General features: G+C 65.1%; 18 protein-coding genes. All 18 read right to left on the reverse strand.

Annotated features, from left to right (window positions below):
* On the reverse strand, positions 1–402 hold a 402-nt coding region (locus VMW12_01140), incomplete at its 3' end, for a methylenetetrahydrofolate reductase (protein ID HUZ48323.1).
* 453 nt (positions 403–855) lie between these two features.
* Positions 856–1,428: a GNAT family N-acetyltransferase gene (locus VMW12_01145; GenBank protein ID HUZ48324.1), complete on the reverse strand. Its 573-nt coding sequence runs from the start codon at positions 1,426–1,428 to the stop codon at positions 856–858.
* 8 nt (positions 1,429–1,436) lie between these two features.
* A complete protein-coding gene (locus VMW12_01150) occupies positions 1,437–1,775 on the reverse strand; it encodes a helix-turn-helix domain-containing protein (protein ID HUZ48325.1) in 339 nt (112 codons plus the stop codon).
* The gene (locus VMW12_01155; protein HUZ48326.1) at positions 1,759–2,043 is read right to left on the reverse strand and encodes a BrnT family toxin; all 285 of its coding nucleotides are present in this window, start codon (positions 2,041–2,043) and stop codon (positions 1,759–1,761) included. Before VMW12_01155 ends, VMW12_01150 begins: the two co-directional genes overlap by 17 nt.
* Positions 2,044–2,092: 49 nt before the next feature.
* A complete protein-coding gene (gene fliP / locus VMW12_01160; GenBank protein ID HUZ48327.1) occupies positions 2,093–2,746 on the reverse strand; it encodes a flagellar type III secretion system pore protein FliP in 654 nt (217 codons plus the stop codon).
* 61 nt (positions 2,747–2,807) lie between these two features.
* On the reverse strand, positions 2,808–3,089 hold the full coding sequence (gene fliN / locus VMW12_01165; GenBank protein ID HUZ48328.1) for a flagellar motor switch protein FliN: 282 nt from the start codon (positions 3,087–3,089) through the stop codon (positions 2,808–2,810).
* 1 nt (position 3,090) lies between these two features.
* Positions 3,091–3,906: a hypothetical protein gene (locus tag VMW12_01170; GenBank protein ID HUZ48329.1), complete on the reverse strand. Its 816-nt coding sequence runs from the start codon at positions 3,904–3,906 to the stop codon at positions 3,091–3,093.
* The gene (locus tag VMW12_01175) at positions 3,903–4,619 is read right to left on the reverse strand and encodes a hypothetical protein (GenBank protein HUZ48330.1); all 717 of its coding nucleotides are present in this window, start codon (positions 4,617–4,619) and stop codon (positions 3,903–3,905) included. Before VMW12_01175 ends, VMW12_01170 begins: the two co-directional genes overlap by 4 nt.
* Complete coding sequence (locus VMW12_01180; GenBank protein ID HUZ48331.1) at positions 4,616–5,176, reverse strand: hypothetical protein; 561 nt, start codon at positions 5,174–5,176, stop codon at positions 4,616–4,618. The genes VMW12_01175 and VMW12_01180 overlap by 4 nt, the downstream gene beginning before the upstream one ends.
* 225 nt (positions 5,177–5,401) lie before the next feature.
* Complete coding sequence (locus VMW12_01185) at positions 5,402–6,970, reverse strand: retropepsin-like aspartic protease (GenBank protein ID HUZ48332.1); 1,569 nt, start codon at positions 6,968–6,970, stop codon at positions 5,402–5,404.
* Positions 6,971–6,983: 13 nt separating this feature from the next.
* Positions 6,984–7,619 carry a lytic transglycosylase domain-containing protein gene (locus VMW12_01190; GenBank protein HUZ48333.1) on the reverse strand — a complete coding sequence of 212 codons (636 nt, stop codon included), beginning with the start codon at positions 7,617–7,619 and terminating at the stop codon, positions 6,984–6,986.
* The gene (locus tag VMW12_01195; GenBank protein ID HUZ48334.1) at positions 7,603–8,871 is read right to left on the reverse strand and encodes an EscN/YscN/HrcN family type III secretion system ATPase; all 1,269 of its coding nucleotides are present in this window, start codon (positions 8,869–8,871) and stop codon (positions 7,603–7,605) included. The genes VMW12_01190 and VMW12_01195 overlap by 17 nt, the downstream gene beginning before the upstream one ends.
* On the reverse strand, positions 8,856–9,353 hold the full coding sequence (locus tag VMW12_01200) for a FliH/SctL family protein (GenBank protein ID HUZ48335.1): 498 nt from the start codon (positions 9,351–9,353) through the stop codon (positions 8,856–8,858). Before VMW12_01200 ends, VMW12_01195 begins: the two co-directional genes overlap by 16 nt.
* Positions 9,346–10,815 (reverse strand): flagellar M-ring protein FliF C-terminal domain-containing protein, encoded by a 1,470-nt coding sequence (locus VMW12_01205; GenBank protein ID HUZ48336.1) that lies wholly within the window; start codon positions 10,813–10,815, stop codon positions 9,346–9,348. Before VMW12_01205 ends, VMW12_01200 begins: the two co-directional genes overlap by 8 nt.
* Position 10,816: 1 nt before the next feature.
* On the reverse strand, positions 10,817–11,086 hold the full coding sequence (locus tag VMW12_01210) for a flagellar hook-basal body complex protein FliE (protein ID HUZ48337.1): 270 nt from the start codon (positions 11,084–11,086) through the stop codon (positions 10,817–10,819).
* A complete protein-coding gene (locus tag VMW12_01215; protein ID HUZ48338.1) occupies positions 11,083–11,409 on the reverse strand; it encodes a flagellar basal body rod C-terminal domain-containing protein in 327 nt (108 codons plus the stop codon). The genes VMW12_01210 and VMW12_01215 overlap by 4 nt, the downstream gene beginning before the upstream one ends.
* Complete coding sequence (locus tag VMW12_01220) at positions 11,406–11,624, reverse strand: hypothetical protein (protein ID HUZ48339.1); 219 nt, start codon at positions 11,622–11,624, stop codon at positions 11,406–11,408. Before VMW12_01220 ends, VMW12_01215 begins: the two co-directional genes overlap by 4 nt.
* A gap of 78 nt (positions 11,625–11,702) precedes the next feature.
* Entirely contained in the window at positions 11,703–12,056 is a 354-nt protein-coding gene (locus VMW12_01225) for a type II toxin-antitoxin system PemK/MazF family toxin (protein HUZ48340.1), read from the reverse strand.
* Positions 12,057–12,223 lie beyond the last annotated feature (167 nt).

The raw sequence follows: 12,223 nt of genomic DNA on the forward strand, positions 1-12,223 counted from the left end.
GAGCATCGCAATTAGCTCGCTCGCATAGGCGAAGCCACCGGCCGGGGCCTGGAAATCGCTTGCGCCCTTGGGCGGATCGCCGCGCAACGCGAGCACGTTCTGCACGCCGGCTCGGGCCAGATCGTCGAAGAGCGCTCGCAATTCGGCCCGCGTCGAACCCACGCAGGTGACGTGCGCCATCACCGTCAGGCCGATCTCTTGCTGGATCTGCTTGGCCAAGGCGACCGTACGCGCGCGCGAGGATCCGCCCGCCCCATAGGTAATCGAGACGAATGCGGGACGCAGCGGCAAGAGCTGCTCGATTGCCGCGAATAGCTGGCGCGAACCGGCCTCATCCTTGGGCGGAAAGAACTCGAACGAAAAGAACGGCCGCGTGTTCGCAAGCGCTTCGCTGATACGCATGGTGCGCGCTAGGATTATCTACTACGGCCGCAAGCGCCTGTGCTCGGAGGTCCACCGAGAGCTCGCCGCAACCTCTCCGCAGACCAGCGCCCCTATCCCCGGACCACGAGATGAACTTACACAACCGGTCCATGACCGACTTGTCGATCAACAGCTAAAGGTCGCTGGTCGTTGGCGAATTAGCGGGCCAACCATCGAGTGATGGGATATCGGGCGTTGCACGTATACACGCATCAGCGTAAACCGCGATACCCAAATCACCCGTCCAGAGCGAATGCCATGGGACGCCGAATTCTTTGCGCTCGCGATCCGCTTGCGCGATGGCGTGCATAGCAAACGCGCGGGCGCGTTCGAGCCAACGTTCCTCTCCAGTTCGTTGATAGAGCCGCATATCGGCAAGCCTCTTATACCGGAATGCCTGTCACCCTGCAGCCTATGAGGTGAATTCGATAACTACCTTGGGAGGGCGTGAACATACGTCGAGCGCAATCGATAGAGGACGTGGCGACGGATCGGGTGCCCAGCCGGAATGCGCGGATGGTCAAAGTCGTCCGCAGGATTACGCGTCATTCCTAAACGCCGCATCACTTTTTGCGAACGTTCGTTGCTCGTAGCAGTCATCGCAACCACCTCCTGCCAGCCCAGTTCGTTGAAGGCATATCGCAGCGCCGCGGATGCCCCCTCGGTCGCATAACCATTGCCCCAACGGTCGACGGGCAATCGCCATCCGACTTCACGCCGCGGTTCGAATGGCGCATCCCAACCGATATCCGCCACGGCAATCACGCCCGCGAATCCGGGTTCGTCGCGTAGTTCAAGAACGAACCAGCCATAACCGTCGCGCTGAAGGCCGTCACGCAGAAGCCTAGCTTGTTCGAGCGAACGCTCCCTCGGCGTCGTACCGACGAAAAATTCCATTACACGCGGGTCGGCGTTCATCCGCGCCCACGGCTCGACATCTTCGGGAAGCCACCCACGCAGTCGAAGGCGCGGTGTCTCGATAGGCTTTAGCGATCTTGACGGCACGTTGCGGCTTAGGTCAGGGCATCGGCAAGCGCTTTCGGCTTGCGCGAAATCGCGAGCAGCAGCGTCATCGTGCCGGGGGCCGGGCGCTTACGTCCTTGCTCCCACTCCTGCACGCTACGCAGCGGGAAGCGATAGCGTCGCGCAAATTCTTCTTGCGTAAGGCCAAGCCGCTCGCGAAGGGCACGCACGTTTACATTGCAGACGAAGCGAGCGTTATCGGTAAACTCGAAATCCGCATCGCCATCTTCTCTCTTCCAGTTCTGAATCTGTGCTTCGGTCGGCTTCGGAAACGAATAGTCGCGATCGCCGCGCCCCAATTGCGAAAGCTTCTTACGGATAATAGGCATAATACATTCGCCTCTCGCTTCGTGATGCACGTCGAGCGGAAATGATGCGCCGCGCCGTACCGCGCGGCGTCCATACGAGCGTCAAGACGAGGTCATCGACAGCACCCGTAACCACGAACCGCCGCTCGCCAAAGTTACCGCGGGACTCTTCTTCGACGTACTCTTCCAGAAACACACGCGCTGCATAAGCAAAGCCGAAGCCCCGCAGTAACCTGTTTTTCTCGCTCTTAGCAGCATCCCACTCGACGGACTCAAAAGAACCACTCACGGATAGACTACTACGCTTGTAGCGTATAAGTCAACCGCGCAAAGCGCGATCACCGGAAGCTCGCAGCGACGCCGCCGCACACCAGCGCCCAGCCGTCGACCATCACGAAAAGCAGCAGCTTGACCGGCAACGACACGACCGGCGGCGATAACATCATCATTCCGAGGCCCATCAGCATCGCCGCGACCGCGAGATCGATCGCGACGAACGGCAGATAGAGCGCGAAACCGATCGCGAAGGCACTACGCAGTTCGCCGACCACGAACGCCGGTATGAGTACCACCAGCGGAGCGCTGCGTGGAAGCGTACCGGCGCGATGCGCGATGCGGTCGAAGAGCGCGATATCGGCCACGTGCGTTTGCCGCAGCATGAACGCTCGCAACGGAATGACGGACCGCTCGAACGCCTGCGATTGCGAAAGCGCTCCACGCGAGTAGGGGTCAACGGCGTCGTGCCCGATGCGTTGGAGCGTCGGGGTCATCACCACGAGCGTGAGCACCAATGCCAACCCCGTGATCACGGCGTTGGGCGGTAGGGCGGAGGCGCCGATCGCCGAGCGCACGAGCGAGAGCACGACGACGATCCGAACGAACGATGTGCACATGACGAGAAGAAACGGTAAGACTGCGAGCAACGTCAGCCCGGCTAAGACGTCGAGCGGGAGCGTTCCGCGGCTGGATGCCACGTGCAAGAGTGCGTCCATGCAGCGAGGGTAACGCGCCTGCGTTACCCTCGTGTGAACGTGTTGTTACGGGCGTTAGACGCTATGGAGGCGAGGGTCGCGAGATCAGTTCGGTGACGCGAACCCCGAAGTTCTCGTCGACGGCGACGACTTCTCCGCGGGCGACGAGTTTGTTGTTGACCAACAAATCGACCGGTCCGCCGGCGAGCCGATCGAGCTCGATGATGGAGCCCGTGCCGAGCTTGAGCACTTCGTTGACCGACATCTTACACTTGCCGAGCTCTGCGGTTACCGAAAGCGGAACGTGCATCAGCACGTCGAGATTGGCGCGATCTCGCGCGAATTTCTTTTGATCGATCGTCATGTTACTCCCCGCTCCCCGCCGGTAATGGCTCCCGTCCGTCGAGCACGAACGCATAGCAACCACCGCTCACGCCACCTTCGCCAAATGCAAGGGTCCATCCGGCAATGCCGGCCCGAGCATCGAAGGGCGCCATTGTGTTCATCATCGGCAAAAATGCGCCGGGCTCTAACCCCAGGAGCGTTTCGGCATCGATGGGAGCCAGAGGCACCTCGACCGCGACCTCGACCTCCACCTCCTCAAGGTCGGCGATCGCCAGCCGCATTCCCGGTACCGGTTGCGGCTCGCGCGAGAGTGCGATCGCGATGCGAAAGGCGCTCGCTCCCTCTACGAGCAGTTCGAAATAGGTGGAATAGCTCCCCAATTCCGCCGCCGGCTCGAAGCCGGCTGCGCCTTCGCCGCTGCCGGAAAGGGCGGACACGTGCACCGCCAGGGCATCCATCGTTCGCGCGAGCACGGTTCGCTCGATGGCCGAAAGCGGGCGCGGCTGCGCCGGCGACTCGCCGAAGGCCGACCCGACGAGCGCCAGCGCATCGCCCGAACGCAGCAGCATCGCCGTATCCGCCATGCGCCCGGGAATGCGGTAAACGGTAGCATCGCCGGCAATCGTTCGCCAAGCTTGCGGGCTTGGCAGCACGGGCTCCGAGACGCGTACGCGCACCTCCGCGCCGAACAGGGTGCTCAAGGCTTCCCGCACGCTGCTCGCAACCATACAAGCCGCGCCGATCGGCAGCAGCGAACGATCGACGAATCGCGCGTTGCGGATTCGCCGCCCCGAACCATCCGTCGCTCCCGAGTCTTCGAAAGCGAGCGCCCTCATTTCACCAAATCCATCGCCGTTTTGCCCAGGCCCCATTGCGCCGTCTGCCCCGCCGAGAGCGCGTCGAACGCCAAATACGCATCTTTGAGCCGCGCGAGCGCGCGGTCGATATCGACCCGGCTACGCTCTCGACGGTGCGGTTCGAGCGCTCCAAACGCCGCGTCGCCCGGCTGCCCGACGTGCGGAATACTCTCCGCCGGAGCGGCGAAGTGGCTTGCATCGATCGCCTGTAGCCGCGTCCCCGCCGCAAAACGCGCGAGAGCGATGCGTCCGACAAGCACCCGTTGCAGTTCCCGCGCACCGCTGCGCGGGTCGATAACGCTACGCGAGTAGACCACGCTGCCGTCGCGTTCGATCCGCACGCCGGTCGCTCGCCCGAGGGCTGCGTCCACGGAATCGATCGCCAGCGGTGCGAGCGCGCCGCCGCCATCGACATATCCCAGCACCGGCCGTCCGTCGCTCCCGCGCAACACCCCTGCGTCAATCGTCATCGCACCGTCGCGCGTGTACACCGCACGCCCTCGCTCGTCGCGAGCCATGAAGTACGTTTGCTCCGGTGCCGCGACACTGAGGGGGTCTTGCACCGCGCGCGCGCCAGCGTGCGCGGTTGCGACATCGTCGTGCCCCGGGATCGCGCCCGGTGTAAACGCCATCCGCACGTCGGCCGCACGCGCGCTGATGCGCTCTAACGCGGCGATGGTGGCAGGATTCACGAGCATGCCGCGCCCTCCGTTTCGACATCGAGGACGATTCCTCGCGCGGCAAGCGCGAAACGCGCTTGCGTCAGTGCGGCGCGAACCCGTTCTTGTAAATCTCGGCGGCACACCGCCACCAGCCGAACGCGATTGCCGGATGTCTGCAATGCCACATGCACGCGCGCTTGCGTACCGTCGATGCGAAACGTCGCGCGTTTGACATCCGAGGCCGGGCGGAGAAACGTGCGCTCGATACGGCGCGCAAGGCTCGAGCGCGACGCGCGCCGCTCGACGGGATCGGTGAGAAGGCGGCCGGAGCGCTCGACGTTTGGAATCGCTCGCACCGTATCCGACGCCCTCGGATGCTCCGCGCCGATGCGATGCACGGGCTGCTCGCGATGCAGCCCGCCGGCCACCGCCTGCTTTTGCGAGGGCGCGCGCGTTGCGCGGGACGCGCAATCGGCGAGATGCAATGCCGAATACCATGCTTGCGAAAGCGCGCGACGATCCATCGCGGCTACCGGCGCGCACAAGATGCTGATCCCCAGTTGCTCGGTCATCATGTCGATAACCATGCGCTTCAGCCATGACGATCTCGTGACGTACGCGTGAACGATTTGTGCAGGCTGAGCCCTAGCCAACGCCGAGCACCCACCCATGTTGCGGGGCGTGCAGTTTTTTTGACCTGGCCTGGAGGGCCATTTCCAAACTTCGTTTTGTCAAAAAAATGCTCGAGCTAAGAAATTTCATGGATGAAATTTCTTGGCGTCCCCGCAACAAGGGTGGGTGCTCGGCGTTGGCTAGGGCTGGTTCAGCGGCCGATAGCGTCCGTCGTCGAAATCGCGCGCGCGATCGAGGTAGAGCACGCGATTGGCTAAGTCGAAGGTCATGACGAAGTTGCGCAGTGTGGCGTAGCCGATATTGCCGGCATCGTTTTGATCCGCAAACGCTCCGTGTTTGGCGAGAACGACGCTTGCGAAACGGTGGAACATGCGGAACGGCCCAAAGTAGAGTTGGTCGACGATCACCTTGGTAGCGTAGTTCCAGCCACCGATGCCGCGCTCTAGCACTTGCGCTTTGCCGACGGTGCTCACCAAGCCCGGATGCCGGTCGAGAAAATGCTGGAACACCAGCAACTCCGCCGTGTCGCCGGTATCGACGTAGAAGCGCCCTTGCACGCCGTTGAGCGTTGCGAGCATTTCCGGCAGTTCGCGGTCGGTATCGATGGTGACGGGGCTACCCCGCACCGGGAGCATGCCCGGCTTTGCAATCGTGAGTTCGTGCAAGTCCGGATCGATGCGCACCTCGGCCTCGGCAAAGAGCGGGTAGCCGAGAACGCCGTCGACCGGGAACCCTTGGTTGATCACCGTGCTGAGATCCACAACCGATGCCACGTGCACCGGCACCCGCACCGATCCGATATGCAGCGCGCCGAGCGCAACGATACCGTTAGCCGCCGTGCGCGCGATACCGCTCACCTGCAAGCGCCCTTGCGGCACAAGGTTCAATCGCCGGGCGAGCGTGGGTGAGATGACGATACCCTGCGAGCCGGAGTCGAGCAAAAAGTTCGCGGTGATGCCGTGGATCCGCACCGCAACGAAGAGCAGGCCCGCATAGGATCGAAGCGGCACGCTTACGGGCTGCGACGCATCGACCGTCGTCGAAACCAGCGGGGCGAACGCGTCTTGGGCAATCGTAGGATCGATGACGACGCTCGTGATGCGGCTGGTGATATCGAGCGACGGATCGCCATCCGATTCAACTTGCGTGTACGGTACGAGCAAGCCGTGGACGACGTGATAGTCGCTGCTGTCGACCGTGTGAATCGTATCGTCGTTCACGTAGGCAATCTCGTCGACCAGAAAGGTGCGCGCATCTAAGCCGACGTGATACGTCTCGCCGCCGGGCGGCGCGACGCGGATGATCCACACGAGGCGGCCGTCGGCAAGCCGGCCTAGCCCCAACATCGTGTCGTACGACGGGTTGCGCGCGAAGTCGCCCGACGATATGTCGTGTTCGGTGATGCTGCGCCGTAGCGAAATGCCCGCTAGCAGCCGTACGTCGCCGTTAGGATTCTGTTCGTAGATACGGTCGCCGTCGCGTAATTCCGTTTCGGTTTGAATGCCGATCTGCTCGTCGCTGCGCTCGCGATCGCCGTCGCGAACGTTGTGGAACGTGCCGGTGCTGCCGAGCCCGACGATCGTGCCACGCTCTTCATAACGGCGAACGTCGCGTACGTGCAGGTTCGCGATCGTCGCGAGATAGGCGCGCAACGCGCTCTCAAGGTGAATGGTCGGTGGTGGGCTGGAAGGGACGGAAGCTTGCGCACCCATCAAACAAACGGCGAGGGCGCAGAGCAGTACTCGCACGAGAGCGCTCGGACTAGCGGTGGGCGCTGTACTTCGCGTAGCTGGCGAGCACGTTCTGAACGTAATTCTGCGTTTCGGCATAGGGTGGGACGCCGCCGTACTTCTCCACCGCGCCGGGGCCGGCGTTGTACGCTGCGACGGCCTTGCGCACGTCGCCGCCGAAGCGATCCATCAAGCCTTTGATGTATTTGGTTCCGCCCCAGACGTTCTGCGCGGGATCGTATGCGTTGCTGACGCCGAGGCCCGCGGCGGTGCCGGGCATGAGCTGCATCAAACCCTGCGCGCCGACCTTCGACGTGGCGTTCGCGTTGAAGCCGGACTCGTTGGCGATGATCGCTTTGACCAAATTCGGGTCGACGCCGAACGTCGTCGCGTTGGCGCTCACCAGTTGATCGATCTGCGCAGGCGGGACCATTGCCGGGGCGTTCGAAGCCGCGTCGGCGCTGAAGGCCGAGTTGGCCGGATCGAGCGGGGCGTTGCCCTGGCCGTCGATGGCAGCCTGCACCATCGCCGCGAACGACGGGCTGTTCGGATTGAGTAACGGCAAGCCGTCGATACCGGTACCGTCGGCCATCGGCATGGGCGGGGGCGTACCGGTAATTTGGGCGATGCGCGCGGCGACCGCGGCTAAATCAGTCGAGATATCCATGGGCTTCTCCCAGAGTATCGGCAATCTGCCCGAGTGCCGCTAGTGTTGCGGCCGCCGGCGACGGCTCGCTTCCTTGCTGCAGGAACCGCCGCAGCGCGGGCTCTGCCTGCAAAGCGTGGCTTAAGCCCTCGGCGTGACAGGGAATGCCCAAGGAGCGGGCCTCGCGCGTGCGCTCGAGCGATTCGAGCGCTGCGCGGACGGCGGTAGCCGCATGACGATGCGACGGCGCGGCGGCATGGTGCATCGTTCGGCTCACGCTTTGCAGCACGTCGATGGCCGGGTAGCGGCCGGCGGCGGCAAGCTCGCCGCTGAGCGCAATGTGCCCGTCCAGCAGCGAGCGGGCCGCTTCGCTGATCGGGTCGCGGTCGTCGCCGTCGTTGAGCACCGTGGCCAGGAGCGTCGTCGAACCGCCGTAGGCCGGCCCAAATCGCTCCAGCAACAGCGCCAAACGCCCGATCACGCTCGGAGGAAAGCCGGCTCGCCCAACGCTTTCGCCGGACGCGACGGCGAGCTCGCGAGCCGCGCCCGCATAGCGCGCGAGGCTATCCATGAGCACCAACACGTCGAGCCCGCGCGCGCGCAAGGCGCCGGCTTGCGCCACCGCCACATCCGCCGCGCGCATTCGCTCCGCGGGCGGGCGATCGCCCGTAGCGCACACGATCGTGGTACGCGCGTCGATGCGTTGAAGCCACTGCTGCGCCTCGCGTCCGCGTTCGCCGATCAACGCGACGACGACCGCATCGCACGAGACGCCGCGCGCAATGGTTTCCAGCAACGTGCTCTTGCCGATCCCGGGCGCACCGAAGATGCCGACGCGGGCGCCGCGGCCGATCGTCAGCAGCGCATCGATCGGACGAATGCCCGTCCAGAGCGGTTGCGTAACCGTGGCGCGTTCGTCGGGAAGCGGAGGCCGCGCATCGAGCGCGACCAAGGGCCCGTCGAGCCGGGCCTTGGCGTCCAAGGGGCGCAGGCGCGCGTCGACGGCGCGACCGAGCGCGCACGTCCCGAGCGGCGCTAGTAACGCGGCGCGGCTAAGGTACGCGCCCGTGCCTGCGCGCAAACCCGCGCAATCGCCGTGCAACGCCGCGCTTGCGGTTCCCTCGGCGTCGAGTGCATAGATCGTCGCCATCGTCGGATCGGGCAACGTCGCGATCGTGACGGTGGCTCCGAGCGCGGCGCGGGGCATCGCAAGTTCGACGAATTGCCCGCGCGCGCGCACGACCGTACCGCGCGCGATCACGTGCGCCCGCAAGCGTCGAGGAGCGCCTCGAAGCGAGCTCCGAGCGAAACGTCGATGCTGCCGTGACGAACGTCGATCGCCACGTCGCCGCGCCGCAACTTCGCGTCGGGAATGACTGGGAGCTGCATCGTATGCAGGGCGTGGAGGTCGTCGGGGTGCACGCGGATGCCGAGCGGGAGGTCGCGGCGCAGTTCGGCAAGCGCGTCATCGACGATCGCGGCGATATCGACCGGAGCCAGACGCAATTCGCGCCCGAGAATAGTGGCGCCGAGGTCGCGCATGAACGTTTCGATCCTCGCCGCGCACGCATCCTCGAGCGCGGCCCGCATCCGCTTTATCTGCGCGACGAACGCGCCGAATACGGCAGCGGCGGCGGCATCGACCGGCGCGCTGCTGCATTCCACGGTTTCCGGCGGAGCAGCTTCCGGCGGGCTATCACAGGGTGGCGGATCGGGAAACAGGTAGGCTGCCAATGGAACGAATGCGTCAGGCATGGCGCGAGAGCACTTCCTGCGCGTCCGGGAACAGCGGCGAATGCGGGCGCTGCATGCGTCGCACGATCGCATCGCGCTCGTGTTGCGGGTAGAGTTCGAGCACGGCGGCGGCCGTTGCCGCCGGCAGCGCGCTGATAATCGCGGCCGCGGCGTGCGGCGGCTCGTTCGCGAGCGCGCCGCGCACGCCGGCCGGCGTATAGCCGGCAACCGCTTGCGAACGGCGCGCGATCGTGGCGCGCTCGAAGGCGGCGGCAAGAGCGCCCACCATCGGCCGGGCGGCGATTCGCGCGACCACGACGCCGCCAAACGCCAACGCCAAGGCGGGGAGCAACGGTACGATCGCACCGTAGAGTAGCCACCAGACGTCGTGCACCGGCGCCGGATCGCGTTGAAAATCGACCGCTTGAACCGTGAGACGATCGCCGCGCCGCGCATCGAAGCCGACGGTCGCAGCAGCAAGCTCGCGAATGTTCGCGAGATCGATCGCGCGCGCCCGATCGACGAACACGGCGGTCGTCGTGCGGGCTAACCGGCCGGGCGCGCCGCGCGAGGTGGTTTCCTCCGTATCGCTCCCACGATCGCTCTGCGATGCGCGCTTGAGATAGCGCTTACCGCCCTGCACGTACGACTCTTCGGTTCCGGTTGAAGCGATCGGCGCGCCCGCGATCACCGAACGCCGCACGCGATGCCGTTCGATCGAGAGCGGATCGGTCTCGGTGTGCACGCGAACGATACTGGTACCGGCGCCGAACGCGGCGTCCAGCGCAGATTGTAGTGCCGCCTGCAGCGCTCCCGCATCGCTTTGCTCCGCATTCGCGTCGAGTGCGATCCCGCGGTCGTCGAGCAACGTCACGCGGGCGGGCGTTAATCCCGCGACGCTCGCCGCGACGAAGGCGCGAATGCCGGTTACGGCCTGGGGAGCGAGCATCGCTCCGGGATGCATCCGCAATCGCACGCTCGCCGTTGCTTGGGTGGTGTTCTGGTCGGCGAATTCGCTTGCGTGCGCCGGCGCGATGATCACGCGCGCGTCGTCGATTCCGCGGATGCCGCGCAGGCTCCGCGCGATATCGCCGGCCAGCCCGTCGCGCGCTTGCGCGTCGATCACCGATTGCGGCGTCAGCATGCCGACGGCCGCCAGGGTCTCGCTGGACGAGGACAGGTGCGCGTGCGGAACGCCTGCCAGCGAGAGCTGCAGCAGCAACCGGCTGCGCGCGCCGGCGGCGATCGTCACGTTGTCGGCGGTCGGCGTAAACGCGACGTTCCAAGAAGCGAGCCGGTCTTCGACCTCGCGCAGTTGCTCGGCGTGCAGCGGCGTTGCGAACAGCGCGACGCGCGGAGCGTGGGCGAGGACGCCCGCAACGATTGCCGCGCACGATAGTGTGACGGCGGCAATGCCGCCGCTCCACCGCAATCTGCGCGGTAACAACTTCCACCAAGCCAGGAGTGCCTCAACGTAGGCCACGTTACACCTGCATGTTGAGGATGCTCTGGAGCGCCTGCGCGCTTCGCTGCGCCGCCGCCGTCGCGATCGACAGTGCAACGTCGGCACGCGCTCGCGCGATCACCGCATCTTGAAGCGAACCGGTGTGCGTGGCGAAGCGATCCTCGGCGCCTTCCGCCGATCGCAGGGTGTCGCCGATCGCGTCCAGCGCCCGCGCGAACAGCGACGGCTTCGCATCGTGCGACCGTTGGAGGGGGACGGCGATGTCGGGGACGAGGGGCTCGACGGTCATAGACGGCCTGCGTCGATCGTTCGCTGCGCGAGGGTCTTCGCAAGATCGAATAGGGATGCATCGGCCTCATACGAGCGCGAAGCATTCATGGCGGAGATCATTTCGGTGAGAATATCGACGTTGCGGCCGCGCTCTTCACGCGTACCCGCGAAGTGCGCGAGCGCCGTGCCGCCGCGTTCGATCACGGTAAATTCCGGAATCATGCGGGCGTACGATCCGTTTGGGCCGGCGGCCTCCGCGGCCGCGACGTTGCGCGCAGCGACATCCAGCGCGGCGCGCTGCGCATCCATTCCGGCAGCCGCCGATGCAAAGAGATCGCTCATGGTTTAGCCACCGCTTTGAGTTCCGCCAGGCGAGCATGGATCGTCGCAAGCAACGCTTCTTGGAACACGGCGGCTTGCGCCGCGCTCGCCATCGCAGCATCGGTGGAGCGCGCCGCATGGCCGGCGTTCGCCCGTGCGACGCTGTTTTCGGCATCCTGGAGCCGCATGCGCGCTTCAACCAAAGCGCCGGAGACGGGAGCGCTCGCATTCATCATGCGCTTATGCTAACCCGGCGATGCGTCCACGGCGTTATCGCGACGTGAACGAATCGCGAACGAGCTTACATTAGCGCGCTAAAGGCCAAGCGCAAGCGAGACGCGCTGACGAAGACTGTGCAACTGCCCCGGCGTGATGCACGAGGACGTCGCTTGAATGCGTCGCATCGAAACCGTCGTGACGTGATGCCCGAGCGCCCACGACGTTCCTTCACCGCCGTTCTGGGGCGTCGGTTCGATTCGCTCGGCAAAGGCCGGATACGCCAATCCTTCGTCCCGCGTCAGCGGGACAACGAGTATGTTGGGGTAGCCGTCGGGGAAGAGGTCCTCGCCCTCGACGACGATGGCGGGACGAACCTTGCTCGGCTCCTGCGGCACCGCCCCGGTACGCCAGTCGACCAGCACGATCGCTCCAGCCTCGGGGCGACTCATGGGAGATCGCTCGCCGGCGTTCCGTATTCGTCGATTTCTTGCCGGGCCTGGGGATGGGCAGCCATGTATGCAGTCACGCGTTCCCCTTCTGCGCGGATGGCTGCTCGAGCCAAGTGGCGGGCCTCAGCCTCAGCGAGGTCGCGAATGAATGCGCTCAGCCCGATGCT

This window comes from Candidatus Dormiibacterota bacterium (genome assembly GCA_035532835.1).
Classification (GTDB): Bacteria; Vulcanimicrobiota; Vulcanimicrobiia; order Vulcanimicrobiales; family Vulcanimicrobiaceae; genus DAHUXY01.

Bases quoted from the DNA above. Each gene is read 5' to 3' on its own strand.
- VMW12_01190 (HUZ48333.1), bottom strand. From the start codon at position 7,619: ATGGATATCTCGACTGATTTAGCCGCGGTCGCCGCGCGCATCGCCCAA.
- fliN (HUZ48328.1), bottom strand. From the start codon at position 3,089: ATGACGATCGATCAAAAGAAATTCGCGCGAGATCGCGCCAATCTCGAC.
- fliP (HUZ48327.1), bottom strand. From the start codon at position 2,746: ATGGACGCACTCTTGCACGTGGCATCCAGCCGCGGAACGCTCCCGCTC.
- VMW12_01200 (HUZ48335.1), bottom strand. From the start codon at position 9,353: ATGCCTGACGCATTCGTTCCATTGGCAGCCTACCTGTTTCCCGATCCG.
- VMW12_01180 (HUZ48331.1), bottom strand. From the start codon at position 5,176: ATGGTTATCGACATGATGACCGAGCAACTGGGGATCAGCATCTTGTGC.
- VMW12_01215 (HUZ48338.1), bottom strand. From the start codon at position 11,409: ATGAGCGATCTCTTTGCATCGGCGGCTGCCGGAATGGATGCGCAGCGC.
- VMW12_01170 (HUZ48329.1), bottom strand. From the start codon at position 3,906: ATGAGGGCGCTCGCTTTCGAAGACTCGGGAGCGACGGATGGTTCGGGG.
- VMW12_01220 (HUZ48339.1), bottom strand. From the start codon at position 11,624: ATGATGAATGCGAGCGCTCCCGTCTCCGGCGCTTTGGTTGAAGCGCGC.
- VMW12_01225 (HUZ48340.1), bottom strand. From the start codon at position 12,056: ATGAGTCGCCCCGAGGCTGGAGCGATCGTGCTGGTCGACTGGCGTACC.
- VMW12_01210 (HUZ48337.1), bottom strand. From the start codon at position 11,086: ATGACCGTCGAGCCCCTCGTCCCCGACATCGCCGTCCCCCTCCAACGG.
- VMW12_01150 (HUZ48325.1), bottom strand. From the start codon at position 1,775: ATGCCTATTATCCGTAAGAAGCTTTCGCAATTGGGGCGCGGCGATCGC.